We start from the raw sequence: 21,216 nt of genomic DNA on the forward strand, positions 1-21,216 counted from the left end.
CGCGATGTGTCGCCGCGATGACATCCGAGCCAAGGTGCTGGCCAATGTGGTGGTCGACGAGGCAACCGGATGTTGGATCTGGACTGGCCCGACCTCGGGCGAGAGCGGCCGAGGCGCTGGATACCCGCGAATGACCCTCTCAGGGCAAACCGTGCAGTCCACCGCGTGATGTTTACCAATGAGCACGGCTATGTACCCGGCAAGAAGCAGATCGACCACAAGTGCCGAAATCGGCTTTGCGTGAACCCGGACCCCGATCATCTCGAAATGGTGACTCACAAGCGCAACCAAATGCGTCGCGCGTCCGCCCGCCGATTGGTGGCCGCGAAATGAACGGTGCCGCGCAAGGCGATGCACCCACACCAGCCCCGCATGCGCCAGCGCCGATCGGCGCGGCCCGCTGATCTAGGAGGGAATCATGGGAATTCGGTTTCTCGTCGACCCCCGCGATGTGCCGCCGGAAAAGGCAGCGCGCCGGCTGGGGCTAGAGCTGGAGCAATTCGAACAGCTCCTGCCCCGATTGCTCTCGCGTGGCTTCCCGCCCTCCGATCCTGATACGGGCAACTATGACTTGGACGCGATCGACGAATGGCGTGCGCGCCGTCATCGCAGGGGCTTGCCACCAGTCGAAGCCCATGCGCAGGATTCCGGCCTCGTGAGAGCCAGGCTGGAGCGGATGGGTGGGTAAGATCAAGATCCCGTACTATTCGGTGAAGAAGGGCCGCGGCTACTGGCAGCCGACGCCAACGATGAAGGCCGCTGGTTTCACCATCATCCGCTGCGGTCCCGACGGACCGGCCGCCTGGAAGATCGCGCAGGACTGGAACGAGCGCTGGCAGCGTCACCGTCAGGGCCGCGCGCAGGACGCGCAGCCGAGATGGCCTGCAAACTCGATCGGCGATGCCTTCGACCGCTACCGTCGGACCGACGAATGGACGGCGAAGAAGCCCAGGACGCGCGAAGAGTGGGAACGGGCATGGGCGCGGATCGAGCCCGTCTTTGGCGACCTATCCCCGACGAGCCCCGAGATTTCACTTGAGACACTGTCGCAGTTTCGGCGACTGATCATGAACAACGTTTCGCTGCGCGAGGCTCATCGCACCATCAAGATATGGCGTGCCCTCTGGCGGATCTGCGCGGCCTTCAATATCTGCGGCGGCAAGAACGACCCATCGCTTGGAATCCGCAACGTCGCACCGGCGCCCCGGAAGGCATCATGGCGCCACTGGGAAGCCGTCTGGCTCGCCAAGCGCGCATGGCGGCTCGGATACCATGGCATGGCCGTGGCGATCGCTCTCGCCTGGGACACACAGTTCTCACCGGTGGATCTTCGCCGCTTGACGATGGCAGACCTCAATGGCGCGAAAGCAAGCCGCCACTTCGACCTAGCGCGCGCCAAGTCCGGCCGCGACGTCATTGGCACTATGGGCCGGCGCACGCTCGCGCTGCTCGATGCGTATCTCGCAAAGCACCCGGCCGAGGTCGGCACGATCCTGCGCAACCGCTCCGGCGCGCCTTACTCCCGCTTTTCGATGCCAGATGACTTCGCCGTTGTGCGCGAGGCGTGCTTCCCGGGCGATCGCCGAACTCTAGCCGACATGCGGCGGTCCGGAGCGATTGAAGCGAATATCGGCGGCGCGGATCCCGCTACGCTATCCGCTAAAATGGGCAACACGATCTCGACTTCAAATGCGTTGCATAAGACGTATCAGCCTGTGGATCTAAGCGCGGTAAGACAGGCCGATGCGGCTCGGCTTAAGGGGCGCTCGCTACTAAGAGGCGAATAGCGTCTACGAATTAGCAGCGGCCATTAACATTGCCACGATGCCCATTAGCAGACTGCCAACTCCGGTGACATTCCCGAGTATGGGTGAGCGCAGCAGGCGGAGTATCTCAGGCCAAAGCGGATCGGGGGTCTCGATCAGAGTTTCGGCAGCTTCGATCAATGCAATGGCATTGGCCGTTTGCGCATTTGACAGCTTTGAGCCTTCCACGATGGCTCGGATTTCACCAAGGATCTTTTGGATCTCAGCCTTCTGACTATCGGATAAGTTGATCCGTCCAGTCCATGCTGAACTGTCGAAACTGATCGAAACGTTTCCTTGTTCAACAGCATCGTAGCCGGCAGCAGTAATCTGAAATAACTTTCCCCCCGCCATTTGATAAGCTTGACGCGTGATGACAAGACCAGCCGCTTCAAGATCGTCAGTCAAGGCTAATATATACTGACTGGGGTGTTCGAGGCCCGTGTTTTTCCTAATAGTTGAGATTGTACAATACCTCTCATCACCGCTGGCAAGGCGTTGATGAAGGTACTTTAGGATCTCAATCTGATCCTTCTTTGCCGTCATATTAAGTTCCATCTAAAGTCGATTGTGATGCGCTGTCGCGAGCGGCGCCATCGTCAAATGTAGGCGCTACGCTATCGAGCCCTATGCATAAGGATCATCACCCAGCTCTAGATGATAGTGTGAGTATTAGCTCGTCAGCATCTTGTCGTGCTGCTCGGTGCTTCAAATCCCCGCCCATGGTCGAAAACCGAGAGGTGACGATAGCCTCCTGAATACGAAAATGATCGGCAGCGATGGCCCTAACGTCGTCGCCGCTGAGCCCGTTTGATGCCTTCCCGGCTGGAAACGTAACAATCACGTTCGCTTTCTGCCTAGCTAGAATAGCAAGCAAATCGTCGAAGGCATGCTTCGAGGTGCTCAGCATCGAATACTCTGACGTCGGACGCTCGTCTTTTGATGGATAGCGACCGGACCCAGACACTTCACCAACTTCGCCTCGGGCGACGCTCTCAAGGACATGATAGAAGCGACTGTAATGCACCCCTGAATATGGCGGATCGAGGAATACCAGGTCGTTTGGACGGGCTGTCTCGGCAAGTTGGTGAGCATTCAGACAGTACGCGCGGCCTTTTTTAAACGCCGTCCTAGGAGCGATCTCTGATACGCGAACCCGGACCATCTCCGGTAAGTTTCTTTGCCACGCCTCGATGAGGAAGCGTCCGGCTGTTTCGTTGGGCTTGAACGGTTGAGCGGTATGCCCTGGCGAGGCGGCACAACGACTAGCGGATTGTATCAGAGCAGCTAAAGCCACATTTCGCTGATCAGCCACGTCAGGTAGATTTTTGCGCAGCGCGTCGAGCCACATCGACTGCCACGGAGAAAAGTAATATCCGCCATACGCTTTGCTGATTGGCCACTTGTCATCAAAATCAATCGCCCGTGCGCTGGCGGCTGAATGCGTGACTGGGTGCCTATGCAAGCAATCTTGTAGTTCTTGGATATCCCGCCACCTTGGATCGCCCATCACGGCTGCCTCAGCGTGAGTCATCCAGCGATCCAGCCAATCAAAATCTGAAATTGGCGAAGTACGTTCAATCACGGAGGCCGCAATCACGGTTGAGTACTGTTGAAGATCACCTGCGTGAACTTCTTTCCTGAACCGCTCGGCCACATACCACGCAACTGCCGCCGAGCCGGTGAAGAGGTCTAGCACGCGATTTGCTCCGTCCAAGGAGCGTCCAAGCGCCTCGCCAAGACCATTGCCGAGCATAGCACGTTTCGAACCCATGTATTTCATGGAAAGAGCCCCCAAAGGGCGACACGCTCTGTTTCGCACATGCGAATGGCGTTGCCTGCCATTGCGGAGACCCATTCATGCCTATGAGCCGTTGGCGCCGAAGCAATGTCTTCGATTGCCGCGTCGATATCATCCCAGAGATCTGCTGTAGTTGCCGGCGGCAGACCCGGTCGCCAAAGCCCGTGGCTCACGCCGAAATCTTGCCACCAGTTGTCAAAATGCTTCACGGGTTGGACGCCGGCACTCCGCAAGTTTTCTTCAGCCATGCCGGTCGCCAATTTTAGAAGGAGCGCTGCTCTAGACATCATTGCATACGGAGGAGCCGGCAAAGTGGAACTGGCTACGCAGCAGAGAAAGTCGTGATCAATAGGTTCAAGTTCGCGCTTCAAGAATTCGAAGGAAATCACGGCTTTGATGTTTTCATGTAACCGATCATAGCGAGACGGCAGTTCGTATAGATGGAAGCCTTGGCCCAGTGCCTCTGTCTCCAGAAGAATGCGAAGCAAGTGACGCTCCAGCTCGATGCTGCTCGGTCGACATGCGTGCCAAAACATCCTCAGAAATTCAGAGTCTTGGGCTGGGGTGGTCTGTGCAGGCTGAAGCGCAGTTGGCTGATAACTTGACCAATTACGTTCGTCCCGATCCACCATTCCTTGCTGTAGATCGAAGCCCCAGCGTTCCATCAACTCGCCCGCAGCTGTTGAGCGCTGGGCGGGGAAGAAGTCGTCAAATGGGTCCAACAGCGACGCCCCCGCGAAGGCCATCGGCTTGATTAGACGCTCCAAACTTGAAGAATGGACAGCCCATTCAGCGAGAGTGAGCCATGCGATCTGATGTGTCGGTTTCTGTGAAAACGTGTGAGCTGCGCCCGTAGAATCAATCACCACATGTTGGCGATTAAATATTCCAACTCCGGAACTCGCGAGAATTGAGAGCGCGGCCCTCAGCTCCGCATAGTAGGAAAGATGCCTGACGACGTGTGTCTGCCCACTGAGCAGAGCTGAAATCGCCCTTCCTAAGTAACTCCACCCATCTATTGCGTGGAGAGGACCGCGGACGGCGACCATTTCAATCATATCCGAGCTGGATACATTGGAGAATGCTACGGATGCGTTGGGCGGCGTACCATTCTGAAATGGATGCGAAGGTGGCAGCCAAGGTGGACAAACCCCGTTGCGAAATCGACTCAATGCATCAATCACAGATGTACGATCAGCTTGCGCCAACGCAGCTTTTTCTGCGGTACCTAATTGAGCTGCCATTAGATCAAACGCTTCAGAGCTTCGGCCGCGACCTGCGCGACTTCTTTCGAACCGACAGATAAATGCCGAAAGAGCTGCTCACGCAGAGCGACGTAGCCACTACTTCCACGGAAAGCACGCTTCAGCATGCGTTGGTCGTCACTTAAGCCCGGCGCATCGGCCGATCTCCAGTCAAAGCTAACGATCCCCGATGCGAAATCATGGATCCTGCTCATCAACTCAGAGCTGCTCAATTCCTCTAAAGCGACTGTCACGTCCTCAGGCGAAGTTGCCGTGCCCGCGATGATCTTGGAGTTAAATTCGAACAGGTCAGGATTGAGCTGTGCGAGGGAAAAGAAAAGCTCATTGGCAACCGCGAGCACACCACGCACACCTTGCTCCTGATTGAGCATGGTACGGCTGCCGGCAAATGCTTCTATACGGATCTGATCAAGCGGTTCTTGCCCGTTCGGTCGTATCAGACTGTCGATCCAAATGTGCTGGCTGTCCAGAATTGACCGGCGTATAGCGCTCCACAATGCGATAAGAAAAGCGGCTTGTTGCGGTCGAGACCACGGAAGCGGCCCCCTGCTCGGAGTTATTTCAGCCGCGAACAGACCATTAGCCGATCGCCCACTACCTGTAGACAGAAAGCTGGTGGTAATCGCCTGGACCCAGCCCGCCTGGGTTACTCCAGCACCGGGAGGAGCTGTCTTCGTCGATTCGCCCAACATGTTAATTCGATTGTGAAAGGGGCTCTCCGGCTGAGTATACAGAATCTCAGTCAATTCTTGCGCCCGCGCTTGGCGATAAATGCGCAAATCCGACAACGTTTCGAGCCATTCCGCTGATCGCAAAAGCGGAAAAAGGTCAAACGCATGACTCGGATTTATGCGTTTGGGAGAAACGTTGATTGACCAGAACAGATATGCCTGCCAGCCCACATCCAAACCAGTGAATGCAACTACTGGAAGCTCAAAGTCTCCCGGAAGACTGCCATCTTTGAAGGCCTCGTCGAACGCCCACAGTCGGTGCTGTCCATCGATTACCTCGAAAGGCTCAAGGTCTGCCGGTTCCCATTGTTCAAGGCGATCAAGATACGGAAGCCCAAGCTCTGCTCGATTCTCCCCGCTGTCATGAACGCTCACTAAGTCAGAGTTAGCAACCCTTCGTCCTCTGCGCTCATCCTTTGCGGTGAGAATGTTCACGACGATAGCCGTCGGCAACCAGCCAGGTTTACGCATGGTAGTGGCGACATCGTCCCGTGCGGATGGGGGAAGACTGCTGAACGGGTGACCGAAGCGGACAAAGTCCCGAATTGCCGCTGACCTTTTAGGGTCGTGGAGGCGCTGAAGACCTTCGCCCCCGTCTTGATCGCGAGTTCGTCTATACACGCCGCTGAGAGCCCGCAGCTGGACCGCTGGCATCGAAAACAGCAAAATGTGCTCATCGGGCTTTCGTCGATGCTGTTCGGCATCGAAGTCAAAATCATCCCATTCTGGCAACCACTGCTTGAAACGGATTGCCTGGATCTTGCCCGCCACTTTGACGCCCCCCCCAACCATTTAGTGTGTTTCTAATCGCAACACCTTCAGCTTGTCATCCGAAAGCTGCAACTTCGTTACCGTTCTGATCAGCCGGACGCACAGAATAAAGAGAAACCGGGAACAAAAGTTGGAACTGGCTCAGGGCCATGTTGGAACCCTGCGGATAACGGCGATCTAAGGGATTGATCTGATGGCGACCCCTGCAGGATTCGAACCTGCGACCATCGGCTTAGAAGGCCGGTGCTCTATCCAGCTGAGCTAAGGGGCCGTGCGGGCGCTGACGGTGGCGTCAGTGCGTCCAAGGCATCTTTCGGTCATAGCGGAAGTTGTCGGAATAGGCGACCCGGCTACGCTTCGGCTCTTTCGGCTCGATGACGCGATAGGCAATGCCGTTGCGTTCGGCGTAGTCGATCGCGGCCTCGCGGGTGTCGAAGCTCAGATTGATCTGCTGCTTCATGTCGCGCGAGGAGGTATAACCCATCATCGGGTCGATCGAACGAGGGATTTCAGGCTCATAGCGAAGCACCCAATCCTGGGTCTTGGCCTTGCCGGATTGCATTGCCGTCTTTGCGGGGCGGTAGATCCTGGCCGTCATGATGCCTCAGCGTCTCCCCTAACCTGCTCGTCGCCGGAAAGTTTGATTGGTCGGAGCGGCAGGATTCGAACCTGCGACCCTCTGGTCCCAAACCAGATGCGCTACCAGGCTGCGCTACGCTCCGCCGACGCGAGACCCCTACCTTTGCGGCGGATGGCGCGCAAGGAGAAAATCTGCCGATGCTTGGAAATCGCGCCGGTGGCGCCACGGCGCATCTACATTCGACGACGTTACTTCATGCAATTGCAACGAAATTTTAGGGCTCGCCCGCTTATCAATGCGCTCTGGCTGATCGGGAGAGGTGCGTTCATGGGAATCAATTGCACGGGCTGTCGCGACGGAAGCGACCTCGATGTCGCGTTCTCCATGGCGTTTCAGCCGATCATCGACATTTCAACGGGCGACGTGTTTGCGCATGAAGCGCTGGTCCGGGGTCTTTCCGGCGAAGGTGCCGGTCATGTGCTCGGCCAGATCAAGGACCACAACCGCTACGCCTTCGACCAGCAGTGCCGCGTCAAGGCGATCGAGCTCGCGGCCACGCTTTTCGATCGGCAGGCTCCGACGAAGCTGTCGATCAATTTCATGCCGAATGCCGTCTACGAGCCCCGCGCCTGCATTCGCGTGACGCTGGCCACCGCCATGAAGACGGGCTTTCCGCTGGATCGGATCATCTTCGAATTCACGGAGGACGAGCGGCTCGATACCGCGCATGTGCTGCATATCCTGCGCACCTATCGCGACATGGGCTTCAAGACGGCCATTGATGATTTCGGCGCCGGTCACGCGGGTCTGGCACTTCTCTCCCAGTTCCAGCCCGACATCGTGAAGCTCGACATGGAGCTGATCCGGGATATCGACACCAATCCCGTCAAGCGCACGATCGTTCGCCATACGCTAGCAATGCTGGACGATCTCGGCGTCGTGCCGCTGTGCGAAGGTGTGGAGACGACTGGAGAGCTGAAGGTCCTGCGCGACCTTGGCGTGCGGCTGGTGCAAGGCTATGTGCTGGCGCGGCCGACTTTCGAGAGCCTGGCTGCAACTGCGGAACTCGACGGATTGTTCGCGACCGCCGCCTGACGCGAGCCCACCGTATAAACAGCGGGCACCTGGCGGCACGACCCTCTCGACAAGCGCTATTGCGCGCCAGCCGCTTCAGCGACGATCGGATGGGAGACGCGATCGCCTTCGGCCAGCCCCATTTCCTCGGCCTTGCCGGCATTGAGCTCAAGCACGAACAGCACCGGCTCGGGCGAGGCGATGACGGCTTCCGACAGCGGAACCGCATCTGCGTGATGGCCGGCGACCGTGCCATCGCCGCGGATGAAGATCATGTCCAGCGGGATCAGCGTGTTGCGCATCCACATGGTGATCTGGCGTGGCTCCTCGAAGCGGAAGAGCATGCCGTGATCATCGTCCATCTGCTCGCGGAACATGAGGCCCGAAGCACGGTCGCGCCCGTTGAGGGCCAGTTCCACGGAATAATCGAAGCTGCCTTCGGAGGTTTCGATGACCAGACGCTCCTCATGGACCGGCAGCAGCGAGGGTTCACCCTGCTGGTCCTGGGCTTGAAGCGGTGCTGCGATAAAAAGAAAAAGCGCCGATGCGGCGCTCGCAACCAGATGGCGGCGGGTAAAGATCATCTGCACTCCGATCGATCAGTGCGATTGCGGGAACGGACTGTCGTTGTCGGGGTGAATTTCGGCAGCCATAAGGCCCTTGCCGCCCGGACCGAAGCGAACGAGCACGATCTGGCCGGGACGCAGTTCGGCAAGACCGAAGCGACGCAAAGTCTCCATGTGCACGAAAATGTCTTCGGTGCCCTCGCCGCGCGAGACGAACCCGAAGCCCTTGGTCCGGTTGAACCATTTGACGATGGCGCGCTCGAGCCCGCTCGTCGGCGTCACTTGAACCTTGGTACGCGCCGGCGGCAGCTGCGAGGGATGCGGCAGGTTAGACTGATCCATCGAAAGGACGCGGAAGGCCTGGTAGCCCCGATCCCGCTTCTGGATCTCGCATACCACGCGCGTGCCTTCCATGACCGTCTGGTAACCGTCACGGCGCAGACAGGTGACATGTAGAAGAACGTCTTCCATCCCGTTGTCAGGCACGATGAAGCCGAAACCTTTGGCAACATCGAACCATTTGATGGTGCCGGAAATCTCCATCAGGTCGACGGGATCGCCAAGGACCGCGTCGTCGAGCCGAAATTCCTTATGCGAGGAGCTGTCCCCCATCCCCTACCGCCTTTGTCATGCGAGCCAAGTAATCTTGATTCTCGTCTGTCAGAATAGCATCGCAAAGGGCGCTCTGCGCAAGTGTTACTTTTCCATGAATACAGGACCAATCATACGAGGCGGCATTGTGTGCGCCACGCTTGCGCCTACCTACGGGCTGACCGAACCAAAATGAAAGGACACCCCGATGCGTTATCTCCACACGATGGTGCGCGTGCGCGATCTGGACGCCTCACTCGACTTTTACTGCAACAAGCTGGGCCTTGTGGAAATCCGGCGCATGGAAAATGAACAGGGTCGTTTCACCCTGGTCTTCCTGGCGGCTCCCGAGGACAAGGCGCGGGCCGAGAGCGAGCGCGCACCGATGGTAGAGCTCACCTACAACTGGGACCCGGAAGATTATACCGGCGGCCGCAATTTCGGTCACCTCGCCTATGTGGTCGACGACATCTACGCTCTTTGCAGCAAGCTGCAGAATGCGGGCATCACGATCAACCGCCCGCCCCGCGACGGGCACATGGCCTTCGTGCGCTCGCCGGATGGCATTTCGATCGAATTGCTGCAGAAAGGCGATGCCTTGCCGCGCCAGGAGCCATGGGCTTCGATGCAGAATACCGGCAGCTGGTAATCGCATCGAACATCGACACAATATCGTTTCCACCGTCTCGCTCTCCCATGTCCAACGCACGGATTTTCATCGGCCGAAAGGTCATGTGATTCGGTTTGGACCCTGAAATCTCACGGGGCATGGACAATATCGGCCGAGTTGCTTAAAACGCTCGCCATATATTGAGAGCGGGACGAGCGGGGACGGGGTATTGCAGGTCGAAAGACGCAGCCAGACAGCCCATATTCTGAAGCGACTGGCGGGGGCCACCGCCCTTCTCGGATTGCTGTCGGCATGTGCAGTCTCCGACGATGGTCAGCTCGGTTTCAACGGCGATCCATCCATCACCACTTCGGCGATCAGCCGACCTTCGAGCAGCGTTGGTGCCTCTGGCGCCAATGCGCCGGTGAGCAACGCGGCTGCGACGGTAGCGGGTGATGGCGCCCCTGCCGATACCGCCACAGCGGATGCCGCGGCCGAAGCAGCCGTAGAGACTGCTGCGACGCAGACCGTTCCGGTTCCAGAAGCCGAGACTGTCGCATCCGAAGCCGTCGCACCACAGCCACAAGCCGAGACCGAGCAGGCCGTCGCTGCCGCGGCGCCGGGAGAGGTTGCGGATCCGACTGCGCGGGCCGCCACCGCCGGTGAGCCGCAGCAGGTGGCCTCGGCCGAGCAGGCTTCGACATCCGCGCCCGTCAACGCTTTGTCGGAAGAGACGGACCGGGGCCCTTCCCCGTTCGCCCGTCTCTTTTCGCGCAATGGCGGTGATGATGCCGAACCGCGCCCGGTCATTCAGCAGTCGAATGATCGCGCTCCGCAACCGATCATCGATCTCGGCGCTGCCGAAGACGACACGGTGGAGTCGGAAGACGAGTTTGCCGAAGAAGCGCCACCCGCGCAGATCACCACGGCTTCCATCGAATCGAGCCCGCCGCGCGCGCGTCTGAGTGTCGCCAACACCGATGGACCGGTGCTGCCAGGCGTCCGCGAAGTCGGATCGCTGTACCAGCTCCAGCACCGCGACGGCTTCGACTACAATTCCTATTCCGACGACAACGGCACGGTTCGGCTTGCCTCTGCAGCCGGCATCGCCGGACTTGCCGGCGGCCGGTTGCGGACGCAACACGAGCGCGTCGACGTCGCCTGCCTCAAGCCTCAACTGGTTCAGACCCTGAAGCGGATCGAGGCCCATTTCGGCCGGCCGGTTCTCGTCACCTCCGGCTTCCGCGATCGTGCCTACAATCGCAAGGTCGGCGGCGCGATGGAATCACGGCACATGTATTGCGAAGCGGCCGACATTCAGGTGCCGGGCGTGAGCAAGTGGGACATCGCGGAGTTCGCCCGCAGCCTGCCCGGGCGCGGTGGTGTCGGCACCTACTGCCACACCGATTCCGTGCATGTGGATATCGGCTCGAAGCGCGACTGGAACTGGCGCTGCCGCCGTCGCAGCTGATGCATGCAAGCCCTTGTTTGGGCTTGACAAAACACCGACTCAAAAAACCACATTCTTCTGTCATTTTTTTTCGAAATCGGTCGGTTTGGCGCTTGCGGGAACCAGATCACCTGACTATAAGACGCCCATCGCCTCGCGGCGACCACGGCATGCGCCCTTCGTCTATCGGTTAGGACGCCAGATTTTCATTCTGGAAAGAGGGGTTCGACTCCCCTAGGGCGTGCCACCCCTCTCCTGAAGCAGTCGCCATTATCGTCACAGCCGACCGAGTTCGGTCGCTGCGCTGCTTGCTTGCCAGAGCAACCAATTTCCAGATCCCGATCAATCAGCCCGAGCGGCGTCCAGCAGTCTCAGTTGGACACGTTGCGTTCCCTGCCAGTGGTCTGCAGTGAGCGTTCCTGCGAAATGAAACGACAGCCCCTGCCCGGCAAGCAGTCCCTGTCCCAGTTCGCTGTCGGCAGCACGAAACGCGATGCCATCGACACGCCGGCCATCGGCTGCGGCGGCGCTAATCTTCACATGGCCGTTGCCGACGGTCCGCGCATCCACCAAGCGGTGGCGCGGCAGGGCGAAAATGGGTTGCGGATGGCCGGCGCCATAGGGGCCGGCCGATTCGAGAAGATCGAAGAGGGCTAGCGTCGCGCCTGTCGCTGAAAGCGCACCATCGATCTGCAACGTGCTGTCGGCCACGAGGCTCGCCACCTTTTTCGCGGCCTGCTCTTCCAGAAAAGCACGAAGCGCGCCGAGCCGCGAGCGCTCGACCGTGAGGCCGGCCGCCATGGCATGACCGCCGCCCTTGACCAGCAGCCCCTGATCCACCGCTGCGCGCACCGCCCGGCCGAGATCGAACCCGGCAATTGATCGCCCGGAGCCCGAGCCCTTGCCCTGGCTGTCAAAAGCGATGGCGAATGCCGGCCTGCGCAACCGATCTTTCAGGCGCGAAGCGATGAGACCGACGATGCCAGGATGCCAGCCCTCGCGCGCCGTAACGAAAACGGCCGGGCCCGAGCCGTTGGCATATTCCGCCAGCGCTTCGGCTTCCGCCTCCTCCAGCATCGCCGTTTCCATCGCCTGGCGTTCGCGGTTCAGCCCGTCGAGCTGGATGGCGATCTGGTCGGCCTGTGCCCGGTCCTCAATGGTCAGCAGTCGGCTGCCAAGGGCGGCATCACCAATGCGCCCGCCGGCATTGATGCGCGGGCCGATCATGAACCCGAAATGATAGGGCGTGATGGGTCCGCCGATACCGGCAACGCGCACCAGCGCGGCGAGGCCCGGATTGGCCAGTTGGCGGGCGGCGACGAGCCCCTTGGTTACGAAAGCGCGGTTCAGCCCCTTCAGAGGAACGACATCGCATACAGTGCCAAGCGCAACGAGATCGAGCAGCGAAAGGAGGTTCATCGTCTGATGACCCGGCTGCTGGCGCATGCGCAGGAGCCGGAGCGTGGCGACGAGCGTCAGGAACACGACACCGGCAGCACAGAGGTGACCCTGGCCCGAAAGATCGTCCTCCCGGTTGGGGTTGACCAGTGCAGCGCATGGCGGAAGCACATTGCCGACCTGATGGTGGTCGATCACCACCACATCGATCCCCCGCGCGGCGGCGGCAGCCAGCGACTCATGGCTCGTCGAGCCACAGTCGACGGTCACGATCAGCCGGTTGCCGCGATCGATCAATTCGTCGATGGCAGCGACGTTTGGCCCATAGCCTTCGAAGATGCGGTCGGGGATGTAGATTTCGCTCCGGATGCCGAAATGGTCGAGAAACCGCTTCATCAGCGCTGACGAACACGCCCCGTCGACATCGTAGTCGCCGAAGATGGCGATGCGTTCGCCGATGATGATGGCTGCCGCCAGGCGCTCGGCCGCCCGATCCATGTCGGTCAGCGTCGACGGATCGGGCATCAGGCGTTTCAGCGTCGGATCGAGAAAGTCGGCAGCATCAGCCATGGACACGCCGCGGCCGACCATCACGCGGGCGACCAGCTCCGAAAGGCCGAGGGACTGGGAGATGGCGAGCGCCTGGTTGAGGCCCGCCTGATCGAGGCGCTGAACCCAGCGCTGGCCGGTCAGCGAGCGCTCCACATCCAGAAATGCCCGGCTGACCTCACCCGGTATCGGCGCCATCTCTATCTTCGTTTCCCTTCAAACGAGACGCCCTGAACGGCGCCAAGCGCGCCTCAAGCTCAAGCCGCTTTCGGCCGCTCGATCCGGATGACCTGCGGCGCGCCGATCGTGTAGCCGTCTGCGACCATGGCCTGAACGGCCGCCCGGACGGAGGCTTCGGTGGTCGCATGGGTGACGAGCACGACCGTCTGGCGACCGGTTCCTGCCGGCGAAGCATGCTTGGCGCGCTGAACGATCGATTCGAGCGAGATGGTGTTTTCCGCCATATGCGTGGCGATCGACGCGAAGACGCCGGCCTTGTCCTGCACGGTGACGCGGATGAAATAGCCGCCTTCATGGCTGCGCATCTTGGCGCGCTTGTAAGGGACAAGCTTGGCTGCCGGCTTGCCGAGCGCCGGGCCGTGCTGGATACCCGGGCGACTCTTGGCGATGTCGGCGATATCGCCCATGACGGCCGAGGCTGTCGCGTCACCGCCCGCACCTGGGCCCGACATGATCAGTTCGCCGAGCACGTCGGATTCGATCGCCACCGCATTCGTGACACCATCGACGCGGCCGATAACGCTGTCCTTCGGCACCATTGTGGGATGAACGCGCTGCTCGATGCCAGAGTCGGTGCGCTGCGCGACGCCCAGGAGCTTGATGCGGTAGCCGAGATCGTCGGCGGCACGGATGTCGTCGATCGAGATGTTGGAGATGCCTTCGAGATAGATGTCGTCGGCTGCGATTTCGGTGCCGAAGGCAAGGCTTGTGAGGATCGCAAGCTTGTGCGCGGTGTCGTTGCCTTCGATATCGAAGGTCGGGTCCGCTTCCGCATAGCCGAGGCGCTGCGCTTCCTTCAGGCAAGCCTCGAAGCTCAGGCCCTCACGCTCCATCGTCGTCAGGATGTAGTTCGCCGTGCCGTTCATGATGCCGTAGAGGCGGCTGACGCGGTTGCCCGTGAGCGACTCGCGCATGGCCTTGATGACGGGAATGCCGCCGGCGACGGCCGCCTCGAAGTTGAGGAGAACGCCTTTTTCTTCCGCGAGTGCCGCCAGCCGCACGCCGTGCTTGGCGAGCAGCGCCTTGTTGGCGGTGACGACGTGGATGCCGCGCGACAGCGCCGCTTCGACCGCGCTCAAGGCCGGATCGGCCGCGCCGCCGATCAGTTCGACGAAGACGTCGATGTCGCCGGTCTTTGCAAGTTCGATCGGATCGTCGAACCATGTCATGGCGCGCAGGTCGATTCCGCGGTTGCGTTCCCGATCGCGCGCCGACACGGCGACGATCTCGATGGGCCGGCCACAGGCTTCGGCCAGCAGCGCATAGCGCGACACGAGGACGTGGACGAGCGCGGCTCCAACGGTACCGAGACCTGCGATCCCGATTTTCAGCGGTTCAGACATGGAATTTCCATCGTTCGGCTTGGAAGGACCGCGGATAGATGCCCGCGGCCGAAAGGCATCAGCGCCGTGCGTTCAGCGCGATGACGTTGTGCATCGTCTCGTCCGCCGTTGCAAGGAAGCGCTTGATGTTGCGCGCGGCCTGGCGGATGCGGTGCTCGTTCTCCACCAGTGCGATACGCACATAGTCGTCGCCCTGCTCGCCGAAACCGATGCCGGGCGCCACGGCGACATCTGCCTTCTCGACCAGAAGTTTCGAAAATTCCAGCGAACCGAGCGACTTGAACTTTTCCGGGATCGGAGCCCAGGCGAACATGGTGGCGGCCGGCGGCGGCACGTCGAAGCCCGCCTTGCCGAAGCTATCCACCAGCACGTCGCGGCGACGCTTGTAGATGCTGCGCACCTCTTCGATGTCGGAGCCATCGCCGTTGAGCGCAGCTGACGCCGCAACCTGGATTGGCGTGAAGGCACCGTAATCGAGATAGGATTTGACCCGAGACAGCGCCGCAATCAGCCGCTCGTTGCCGACGGCAAAGCCCATGCGCCAGCCGGGCATGGAAAAGGTCTTCGACATGGAGGTGAATTCCACCGCCACATCCATTGCACCCGGCACCTGCAGGACCGACGGCGGCGGCGCATTGTCGTCGAAATAGATCTCCGAATAGGCAAGATCCGACAGGATGATGATGTCGTGCTTCTTCGCCTGCGCGACCGCTTCCTTGTAGAAATCGAGGTCGGCCGTGTAGGCGGTCGGGTTCGACGGATAGTTGAGGATCAGCGCGAGCGGCTTTGGGATCGAATGGCGCACGGCGCGCTCGATCGCGACGAAGAACTGGTCGTCGGGCTTGACCGACATGGAGCGGATCACGCCGCCTGCCATCAGGAAGCCGAAGGCGTGAATCGGATAGGTCGGATCTGGGCACAGGATGACATCGCCCGGCGCGGTGATCGCCTGCGCCATATTGGCGAAGCCTTCCTTGGAGCCGAGCGTCGCGATGACCTGCGTGTCAGGGTTCAGCTTTACGCCGAAGCGGCGAGCGTAATAGGCAGCCTGAGCCTTGCGAAGGCCTGGGATACCGCGCGAGGACGAGTAGCGGTGGGTGCGAGGATCGCGCACGACGTCGCACAGCTTGTCGACGACGGCCTTCGGCGTCGGCAGATCCGGATTTCCCATGCCGAGATCGATGATGTCGGCGCCGGCCGCTCGCGCGCTCGCCTTCAGGCGGTTGACCTGTTCGAAGACGTAGGGCGGAAGGCGGCGGACCTTGTGAAACTCTTCCATCGATTTATCCGGATCAGACTGGGTTTGGCCAAGAATAGTGGAACGCCGTGCATGCGTCCAATCAAGCGCAAAAGCAAGCGGGACATTGTGGCGAGCAAGCGCGCCGCATTGAAGATCGCTCAGGTAAGCGGCTTTTCCATCACCAGCGCCGGGATGCCGGAACCGTCGGCTCCGCAATTTTCGGTGCGCCCGACCTCCACGAACCCGTGGGCGCGGTAAAAAGCGCATGCGGCTTCGTTTTCGGGCTCGACCTCCAGGCGGATGCGCTTCGCCCCGTCGAAGCAGGTTTCGATCTCGGCGAAGAGATCGCGGCCAATACCCTGGCGCTGCAGCGATGGGTGCACGTAAATCTGGTGGAGCAGGACCACATCCTTGTCGGAGCGGGCCGCATAGGCCATCCCGCCGATCCGCTTGCCGTCATCGGCAACCAGAAATTCCGATTGCGGCCGCGACAGGCGCGTCTGGAGCGCTTCCACGGAGTGCCAAGAACGCGTGATCTCCGCCACCTTCTCCACGCCGTAGAGCGTGTCATAGGTCGCGTGCCACGTTTCGGTCAGCAGAGTTTGAACGGCGGGAAGATCGGCCTTCATCGCCGTTCGCACGAAGAACATGGGTTCAGTCCTCGAGGCCGAGCTTGGCCTTGACCAGGGCGTTGACCGCCTGCGGGTTGGCCTTACCACCCGTCGCCTTCATCACCTGCCCCACGAACCAGCCGGCGAGCGAGGGCTTGGCCTTCGCCTTCTCGACCTGGTCGGGGTTGGCGGCAATGATCTCATCCACGGCCTTCTCGATCGCGCCGGTATCCGTGACCTGCTTCATGCCGCGTTCTTCGACGATGGAAGCCGGGTCGCCGCCCTCGTTCCAGACGATCTCGAAGAGATCCTTGGCGATCTTGCCGGAGATCACTTCAGCCTTGATGAGGTCGACGATGGCGCCGAGCTGATGGGGCGAAACCGGAGTCTCTTCAATGGATTGACCGGCTTTGTTCAGGGCGCCCAGGAGGTCGTTGATGACCCAATTGGCGACGAGCTTGCCGTCGCGGCCCTTGGCGGCGCGTTCGAAATAGTCGGCAATCGCCTTGTCGGACACCAGGATGGAGGCGTCATAGACGGAAAGCCCCACCGTCTCGATCAGCCGCGCCTTCTTGTCGTCCGGCAGTTCCGGCAGATGCGCGGCCAGCTCTTCGATGAACGCATCGTCGAACTCAAGCGGCAAAAGGTCCGGATCGGGGAAATAGCGATAGTCGTGCGCGTCTTCCTTGGAGCGCATGGAGCGGGTCTCACCCTTGCCCGGATCGAACAGGCGCGTCTCCTGGTCGATCGAGCCACCCTCTTCCAGAATGGCGATCTGGCGGCGCGCTTCGTATTCGATGGACTGGCCGACGAAGCGAATGGAGTTGACGTTCTTGATCTCGCAGCGCGTTCCGAAGTCGCCGCCTGGCTTGCGCACGGACACGTTGACGTCGGCCCGCATGGAGCCTTCGTCCATGTTGCCGTCGCAGGTGCCGAGGTAACGCAGAATGGTGCGCAGCTTGGTGAGATAGGCCTTCGCCTCGTCGGAAGAGCGCAGATCCGGCTTGGAAACGATTTCCATCAGCGCGACGCCCGAGCGGTTCAGGTCCACATAGGACATGGTCGGATGCTGGTCGTGCATCGACTTGCCGGCATCCTGTTCCAGGTGCAGCCGCTCGATGCCGATTTCGATGTCTTCGAACTCGCCCTTACGGTCCGGTCCGACCGAGATCACGATCTTGCCTTCGCCGACGATCGGGTCTTTGAACTGGGAGATCTGGTAGCCCTGCGGCAGGTCCGGGTAGAAATAGTTCTTGCGGTCAAAGATCGAGCGCTTGTTGATCTGGGCCTTGAGGCCAAGGCCGGTGCGCACCGCCTGCTTCACGCATTCCTCGTTGATGACCGGCAGCATGCCGGGCATCGCGGCATCGACGAGCGAGACGTTGGCGTTCGGCGCCTTGCCGAACTCTGTCGATGCACCGGAAAAGAGCTTCGACTTGCTCGTCACCTGCGCATGCACCTCCATACCGATGACGACTTCCCAATCGCCGGTGGCACCGGGGATGAAGCGCTTCGGATCGGGTGTGCGGGTATCGACGATGGTCATGCGGTGACGCTCTTCAATGGCCTTGAGGGAATGGGTTTTGGCTAGAACATCGGGCTGCCCGGCGCAAGGACTTTGGCGCTGCTGCCGATCCGCTTTCCCTGCGACGCAATACCATCAAGCAGGGCCGTAGATCTCAATTTCGGGCTCATGCACCAGGCGCTTCGACATTCCGACCTTTTCAATGTCGCGGTCGAGCGATGCGGAATAGACCGTCGAAAGCCAGATCACCGTATAGCCATAGCGGCGATAGAACGCGATCGCCTCGTGATTGCGGGCATGGGTTTCGAGCTCGGCAGTCTCGTGTCCCGCCTCGACGATTTCATCCTCGAGGCAGCTGAGCAGCTTCGCGCCGTGACCGCGCCGCTGAAAGTCGGGATCGATCCAGAGATCTGAAATGGCGTTGGGCCTGGCTGTTTCCACGTCGAGTGGGTCTTCATGGGCGCCCCAGCCCACCGGAATGCCATCTTCCTCAGCAACACGGATCAGCGACCAGCTGCGGCTCGTGAAGGTGAGATAGGAGTCCATCGCGTTGCGGCGAAGGCTCGCGACGTTTGTCTGGCCCGATGCCCAAACCGACAGGCGGTCTTCCCAGGCACGATATCCGATCTCCGCGAGTTTCGCGGCATCACTGCGTTTGGCTGGTCGGATTACCACCAACGCTTTGGCGTGAAGCGGCCGGCAGCCTTCTCCACGACGCTGGCTGCGGCAAAGAGCGTCTCTTCGTCGAAGGGCCGGCCGATCAGCTGCAAACCGAGCGGCAGTCCATCCGTCGAGGTGCCCGCCGGCACGGCGATGCCCGGAAGGCCAGCCATGTTCACCGTGACCGTGAAGATGTCGTTCAAGTACATCTTGACCGGATCGGCTGCCATTTCGGCATCGCCGATCTCGAAGGCTGCAGATGGCGTTGCCGGCGTCAGGATCGCATCGACGCCATCGGCAAAGACGGTCTCGAAATCACGTTTGATCAGCGTGCGGACCTTCTGCGCCTTCAGGTAGTAAGCGTCGTAATAGCCGGCGGAAAGCACATAGGTACCGATCATGATTCGGCGCTGGACCTCCTCGCCAAAGCCTTCGGCGCGGGTCTTCTCGTACATTTCCAAAATGTCGCGGCCTTGCTGGCGCAGGCCGTAGCGCACACCGTCGTAACGCGCGAGGTTGGACGAGGCTTCGGCCGGTGCAACGATGTAGTAGGCAGGCAACGCGTATTTGGTGTGCGGCAGCGAAATCTCGACGATTTCGGCGCCGGCATCCTTCAGCCAGTCAATGCCCTGCTGCCAGAGCGCGTCGATCTCGCCCGGCATGCCGTCGACGCGGTACTCCTTCGGAATGCCGATCTTCAGGCCCTTGACCGAGCGCCCAACTGCGGCCTCGTAGTCTGGAACCGCGCGATCGACCGAGGTCGTGTCCTTGGCATCGGTCGAGGCCATGGAACGCAGCATGATCGCCGCATCGCGCACGTCGCGAGCGATCGGACCGGCCTGATCCAGCGAGGATGCGAAGGCGACGATGCCGAAGCGCGAGCAACGGCCATAGGTCGGCTTGATGCCGACCGTGCCCGTGAATGCCGCCGGCTGGCGGATGGAGCCGCCCGTGTCGGTCGCGGTAGCGCCGGCGCAGAGTTCGGCGGCAACGGCTGCCGCGGAGCCACCGGAGGAGCCGCCGGGCACCAGGCTCTTGTTGGAGCCTTCGACGCGCCAGGGGTTTACGACCGGGCCGTAATGAGACGTCTCGTTGGACGAGCCCATGGCGAACTCGTCCATGTTCAGCTTGCCGAGCATGACGGCGCCGTCGTTCCAGAGGTTGGACGTGACGGTTGATTCGTAGCGCGGCTCGAAGCTGTTCAGGATATGGCTGCAGGCCTGCGTGTGGACGCCTTCCGTCGCAAAAAGATCCTTGATGCCAAGCGGGATCCCTTCGAGTGCTCCCGCCTCGCCGCTCGCCATGCGCTCGTCCGAGCGCTTTGCCATGGCGCGCGCCTTGTCAGCTGTGACCGTCACATAGGCATTGATCGAGGGGTTGGCAGCTTCGATCGCGCTCAGATAGGCATCCGTCAGTTCGACCGAGGAAAGGTCGCGTGCGCGCATCTTTTCGCGAGCTTCGGCGATGGTCAGGCGGGTCAGTTCGGACATCAGGCAAACTTCTTTTCGTAAAATCTGGAATAACCGGAATCAGGATAGTCGAGGACAGCGCCGCACTGGGTGAAACCGCTGCGCTCATAGATGCGCCATGCAGCTTCGAAACCCGGTGCCTCCCCTGTCTCGAGAACGAGGCGGGACAGGCCGCGATCCCGAGCGCGTTGCTCGACCTGCTGCAAAAGCGCGGAGCCGACGCGCTGGCCGCGCACTTCGGGCTTGGTGAACATGCGCTTCACTTCGCCGAGGCCTTCCCCATGCTCTTTCAGCGACGCCATGCCGACAGCGTTTCCATCTCCATTGCGCGCGACGAACACCGTCACCGAAGGCTCGGCCATCTGCTCGACCGTCAGCTGGAACTGGAACTCGCGCGGCGTCAACGGGATCATGTGAGCGTTCAGCGCGCTGACCATGTCACGCACATCGTCCTGAAGAGGCGTTTCGGCTGCGATAGCCAGATCCACAGCCTACTCCACGACTTTCGGGACGAGGAAGAACCCTTCTTCGGAAGCCGGCGCATTGGCCACGATATCGGCAGCCTTGTCGCCATCGGTCACGACATCGGCGCGCTTCTTCATGTCCATGGCGATCACCGAGGTCATCGGCTCGACGCCGCTCACGTCGACCTCGTCCAGCTGCTCGACGAAGCCGAGGATCACGTTGAGCTCGCCGACCATGCGCTGTGCATCCTCGTCGCTCACCGCGAGGCGGGACAGACGGGCAACGCGCTTTACCGTTGCGATATCGACAGACATGCGAAAACTCCGGGATTTTCAGGCGTGCGGGTGCGTATAGCGTTCGCGCCTGCTGAGAGCAAGGCTGGCAAACTGTGCATTACGATCCCCGTATGTCCAGCAGTCTATACGATATTTCAATGCTTCTCTTCTTTACTGCAGCCGTTGGGGGTGCCTGG

21 protein-coding genes, 3 tRNA genes and 1 pseudogene are annotated in these 21,216 nt (G+C 60.7%); 7 read left to right on the forward strand and 18 right to left on the reverse strand.

The features are described 5' to 3' along the window. Nucleotides 1–4 precede the first annotated feature (4 nt). From PU133_RS13360 to PU133_RS13370, 3 genes and pseudogenes are all read left to right on the forward strand, one after another. Nucleotides 5–333: pseudogene (locus tag PU133_RS13360) on the forward strand (HNH endonuclease signature motif containing protein). Between the two features lie 85 nt (nucleotides 334–418). After that, the gene (locus PU133_RS13365; protein WP_404862103.1) at nucleotides 419–688 is read left to right on the forward strand and encodes a hypothetical protein; all 270 of its coding nucleotides are present in this window, start codon (nucleotides 419–421) and stop codon (nucleotides 686–688) included. Further along, on the forward strand, nucleotides 681–1,787 hold the full coding sequence (locus PU133_RS13370) for a hypothetical protein (RefSeq protein WP_404862104.1): 1,107 nt from the start codon (nucleotides 681–683) through the stop codon (nucleotides 1,785–1,787). Before PU133_RS13365 ends, PU133_RS13370 begins: the two co-directional genes overlap by 8 nt. A gap of 3 nt (nucleotides 1,788–1,790) precedes the next feature. Here PU133_RS13370 and PU133_RS13375 read toward each other — a convergent pair whose 3' ends face one another. The 7 genes from PU133_RS13375 to PU133_RS13405 form a co-directional block, all read right to left on the reverse strand. Then, nucleotides 1,791–2,351, reverse strand: coding sequence for a hypothetical protein (locus tag PU133_RS13375; protein WP_404862105.1), 561 nt, complete (start codon nucleotides 2,349–2,351; stop codon nucleotides 1,791–1,793). A gap of 97 nt (nucleotides 2,352–2,448) precedes the next feature. Beyond that, entirely contained in the window at nucleotides 2,449–3,588 is a 1,140-nt protein-coding gene (locus PU133_RS13380) for a DNA adenine methylase (protein WP_404862106.1), read from the reverse strand. Continuing rightward, nucleotides 3,585–4,850 (reverse strand): hypothetical protein, encoded by a 1,266-nt coding sequence (locus PU133_RS13385; RefSeq protein WP_404862107.1) that lies wholly within the window; start codon nucleotides 4,848–4,850, stop codon nucleotides 3,585–3,587. Before PU133_RS13385 ends, PU133_RS13380 begins: the two co-directional genes overlap by 4 nt. Next, nucleotides 4,850–6,373 carry a DGQHR domain-containing protein gene (locus PU133_RS13390; RefSeq protein WP_404862108.1) on the reverse strand — a complete coding sequence of 508 codons (1,524 nt, stop codon included), beginning with the start codon at nucleotides 6,371–6,373 and terminating at the stop codon, nucleotides 4,850–4,852. The genes PU133_RS13385 and PU133_RS13390 overlap by 1 nt, the downstream gene beginning before the upstream one ends. Before the next feature lie 194 nt (nucleotides 6,374–6,567). Then, nucleotides 6,568–6,644: transfer RNA gene (locus PU133_RS13395), tRNA-Arg, on the reverse strand. 21 nt (nucleotides 6,645–6,665) lie between these two features. Next, nucleotides 6,666–6,971, reverse strand: a complete 306-nt coding sequence (locus tag PU133_RS13400) for an ETC complex I subunit (RefSeq protein ID WP_126010608.1) — start codon at nucleotides 6,969–6,971, stop codon at nucleotides 6,666–6,668. Nucleotides 6,972–7,018: 47 nt separating this feature from the next. Next, nucleotides 7,019–7,095, reverse strand: a tRNA-Pro gene (locus PU133_RS13405). A 185-nt stretch (nucleotides 7,096–7,280) separates the two neighbouring features. On the opposite strand from PU133_RS13405, the gene PU133_RS13410 reads away from it, so the two are divergent. Beyond that, complete coding sequence (locus tag PU133_RS13410; protein WP_404862109.1) at nucleotides 7,281–8,048, forward strand: EAL domain-containing protein; 768 nt, start codon at nucleotides 7,281–7,283, stop codon at nucleotides 8,046–8,048. A 56-nt stretch (nucleotides 8,049–8,104) separates the two neighbouring features. On the opposite strand, the gene PU133_RS13415 is transcribed toward PU133_RS13410, so the two are convergent. After that, nucleotides 8,105–8,611 carry a DUF192 domain-containing protein gene (locus PU133_RS13415; protein ID WP_126010610.1) on the reverse strand — a complete coding sequence of 169 codons (507 nt, stop codon included), beginning with the start codon at nucleotides 8,609–8,611 and terminating at the stop codon, nucleotides 8,105–8,107. 15 nt (nucleotides 8,612–8,626) lie between these two features. Next, complete coding sequence (locus tag PU133_RS13420; protein ID WP_126010611.1) at nucleotides 8,627–9,205, reverse strand: cold-shock protein; 579 nt, start codon at nucleotides 9,203–9,205, stop codon at nucleotides 8,627–8,629. A 187-nt stretch (nucleotides 9,206–9,392) separates the two neighbouring features. On the opposite strand from PU133_RS13420, the gene PU133_RS13425 reads away from it, so the two are divergent. The 3 genes from PU133_RS13425 (at nucleotide 9,393) to PU133_RS13435 (ending at nucleotide 11,491) form a co-directional block, all read left to right on the forward strand. Further along, nucleotides 9,393–9,833, forward strand: coding sequence for a VOC family protein (locus PU133_RS13425; protein WP_404862110.1), 441 nt, complete (start codon nucleotides 9,393–9,395; stop codon nucleotides 9,831–9,833). Between the two features lie 190 nt (nucleotides 9,834–10,023). After that, complete coding sequence (locus PU133_RS13430; protein ID WP_404862111.1) at nucleotides 10,024–11,265, forward strand: D-Ala-D-Ala carboxypeptidase family metallohydrolase; 1,242 nt, start codon at nucleotides 10,024–10,026, stop codon at nucleotides 11,263–11,265. A 151-nt stretch (nucleotides 11,266–11,416) separates the two neighbouring features. Beyond that, nucleotides 11,417–11,491, forward strand: a tRNA-Glu gene (locus PU133_RS13435). Nucleotides 11,492–11,586: 95 nt separating this feature from the next. Here the strand turns inward: PU133_RS13435 and recJ are convergent. The 9 genes from recJ to gatC all read right to left on the reverse strand — a co-directional run bounded on the left by recJ (nucleotide 11,587) and on the right by gatC (nucleotide 21,058). Next, a complete protein-coding gene (gene recJ / locus PU133_RS13440) occupies nucleotides 11,587–13,389 on the reverse strand; it encodes a single-stranded-DNA-specific exonuclease RecJ (protein ID WP_404862112.1) in 1,803 nt (600 codons plus the stop codon). A 59-nt stretch (nucleotides 13,390–13,448) separates the two neighbouring features. After that, entirely contained in the window at nucleotides 13,449–14,774 is a 1,326-nt protein-coding gene (locus PU133_RS13445; RefSeq protein ID WP_404862113.1) for a homoserine dehydrogenase, read from the reverse strand. Between the two features lie 58 nt (nucleotides 14,775–14,832). Beyond that, nucleotides 14,833–16,053: an LL-diaminopimelate aminotransferase gene (locus tag PU133_RS13450; RefSeq protein WP_404862114.1), complete on the reverse strand. Its 1,221-nt coding sequence runs from the start codon at nucleotides 16,051–16,053 to the stop codon at nucleotides 14,833–14,835. A 119-nt stretch (nucleotides 16,054–16,172) separates the two neighbouring features. Beyond that, nucleotides 16,173–16,664: a GNAT family N-acetyltransferase gene (locus tag PU133_RS13455; RefSeq protein ID WP_126010617.1), complete on the reverse strand. Its 492-nt coding sequence runs from the start codon at nucleotides 16,662–16,664 to the stop codon at nucleotides 16,173–16,175. 4 nt (nucleotides 16,665–16,668) lie between these two features. Further along, entirely contained in the window at nucleotides 16,669–18,171 is a 1,503-nt protein-coding gene (gene gatB, locus PU133_RS13460; RefSeq protein WP_404862115.1) for an Asp-tRNA(Asn)/Glu-tRNA(Gln) amidotransferase subunit GatB, read from the reverse strand. 114 nt (nucleotides 18,172–18,285) lie between these two features. After that, nucleotides 18,286–18,825: a GNAT family N-acetyltransferase gene (locus PU133_RS13465; protein WP_404862116.1), complete on the reverse strand. Its 540-nt coding sequence runs from the start codon at nucleotides 18,823–18,825 to the stop codon at nucleotides 18,286–18,288. Further along, a complete protein-coding gene (gatA, locus tag PU133_RS13470; RefSeq protein WP_404862117.1) occupies nucleotides 18,819–20,300 on the reverse strand; it encodes an Asp-tRNA(Asn)/Glu-tRNA(Gln) amidotransferase subunit GatA in 1,482 nt (493 codons plus the stop codon). Before gatA ends, PU133_RS13465 begins: the two co-directional genes overlap by 7 nt. Continuing rightward, nucleotides 20,300–20,716, reverse strand: a complete 417-nt coding sequence (locus tag PU133_RS13475; protein ID WP_404864538.1) for a GNAT family N-acetyltransferase — start codon at nucleotides 20,714–20,716, stop codon at nucleotides 20,300–20,302. Before PU133_RS13475 ends, gatA begins: the two co-directional genes overlap by 1 nt. 54 nt (nucleotides 20,717–20,770) lie before the next feature. Beyond that, complete coding sequence (gatC, locus tag PU133_RS13480) at nucleotides 20,771–21,058, reverse strand: Asp-tRNA(Asn)/Glu-tRNA(Gln) amidotransferase subunit GatC (protein WP_126010622.1); 288 nt, start codon at nucleotides 21,056–21,058, stop codon at nucleotides 20,771–20,773. Nucleotides 21,059–21,216 lie beyond the last annotated feature (158 nt).

This window comes from Georhizobium sp. MAB10 (assembly GCF_045012825.1).
Classification (GTDB): Bacteria; Pseudomonadota; Alphaproteobacteria; order Rhizobiales; family Rhizobiaceae; genus Georhizobium; species Georhizobium profundi.

Bases quoted from the DNA above. Each gene is read 5' to 3' on its own strand.
- PU133_RS13410 (WP_404862109.1), top strand. From the start codon at position 7,281: ATGGGAATCAATTGCACGGGCTGTCGCGACGGAAGCGACCTCGATGTC.
- PU133_RS13445 (WP_404862113.1), bottom strand. From the start codon at position 14,774: ATGTCTGAACCGCTGAAAATCGGGATCGCAGGTCTCGGTACCGTTGGA.
- gatC (WP_126010622.1), bottom strand. From the start codon at position 21,058: ATGTCTGTCGATATCGCAACGGTAAAGCGCGTTGCCCGTCTGTCCCGC.
- gatB (WP_404862115.1), bottom strand. From the start codon at position 18,171: ATGACCATCGTCGATACCCGCACACCCGATCCGAAGCGCTTCATCCCC.
- recJ (WP_404862112.1), bottom strand. From the start codon at position 13,389: ATGGCGCCGATACCGGGTGAGGTCAGCCGGGCATTTCTGGATGTGGAG.
- PU133_RS13425 (WP_404862110.1), top strand. From the start codon at position 9,393: ATGCGTTATCTCCACACGATGGTGCGCGTGCGCGATCTGGACGCCTCA.
- PU133_RS13365 (WP_404862103.1), top strand. From the start codon at position 419: ATGGGAATTCGGTTTCTCGTCGACCCCCGCGATGTGCCGCCGGAAAAG.
- PU133_RS13400 (WP_126010608.1), bottom strand. From the start codon at position 6,971: ATGACGGCCAGGATCTACCGCCCCGCAAAGACGGCAATGCAATCCGGC.
- gatA (WP_404862117.1), bottom strand. From the start codon at position 20,300: ATGTCCGAACTGACCCGCCTGACCATCGCCGAAGCTCGCGAAAAGATG.
- PU133_RS13380 (WP_404862106.1), bottom strand. From the start codon at position 3,588: ATGAAATACATGGGTTCGAAACGTGCTATGCTCGGCAATGGTCTTGGC.
- PU133_RS13455 (WP_126010617.1), bottom strand. From the start codon at position 16,664: ATGTTCTTCGTGCGAACGGCGATGAAGGCCGATCTTCCCGCCGTTCAA.
- PU133_RS13375 (WP_404862105.1), bottom strand. From the start codon at position 2,351: ATGACGGCAAAGAAGGATCAGATTGAGATCCTAAAGTACCTTCATCAA.
- PU133_RS13450 (WP_404862114.1), bottom strand. From the start codon at position 16,053: ATGGAAGAGTTTCACAAGGTCCGCCGCCTTCCGCCCTACGTCTTCGAA.
- PU133_RS13415 (WP_126010610.1), bottom strand. From the start codon at position 8,611: ATGATCTTTACCCGCCGCCATCTGGTTGCGAGCGCCGCATCGGCGCTT.
- PU133_RS13420 (WP_126010611.1), bottom strand. From the start codon at position 9,205: ATGGGGGACAGCTCCTCGCATAAGGAATTTCGGCTCGACGACGCGGTC.
- PU133_RS13475 (WP_404864538.1), bottom strand. From the start codon at position 20,716: ATGGTCAGCGCGCTGAACGCTCACATGATCCCGTTGACGCCGCGCGAG.
- PU133_RS13385 (WP_404862107.1), bottom strand. From the start codon at position 4,850: ATGGCAGCTCAATTAGGTACCGCAGAAAAAGCTGCGTTGGCGCAAGCT.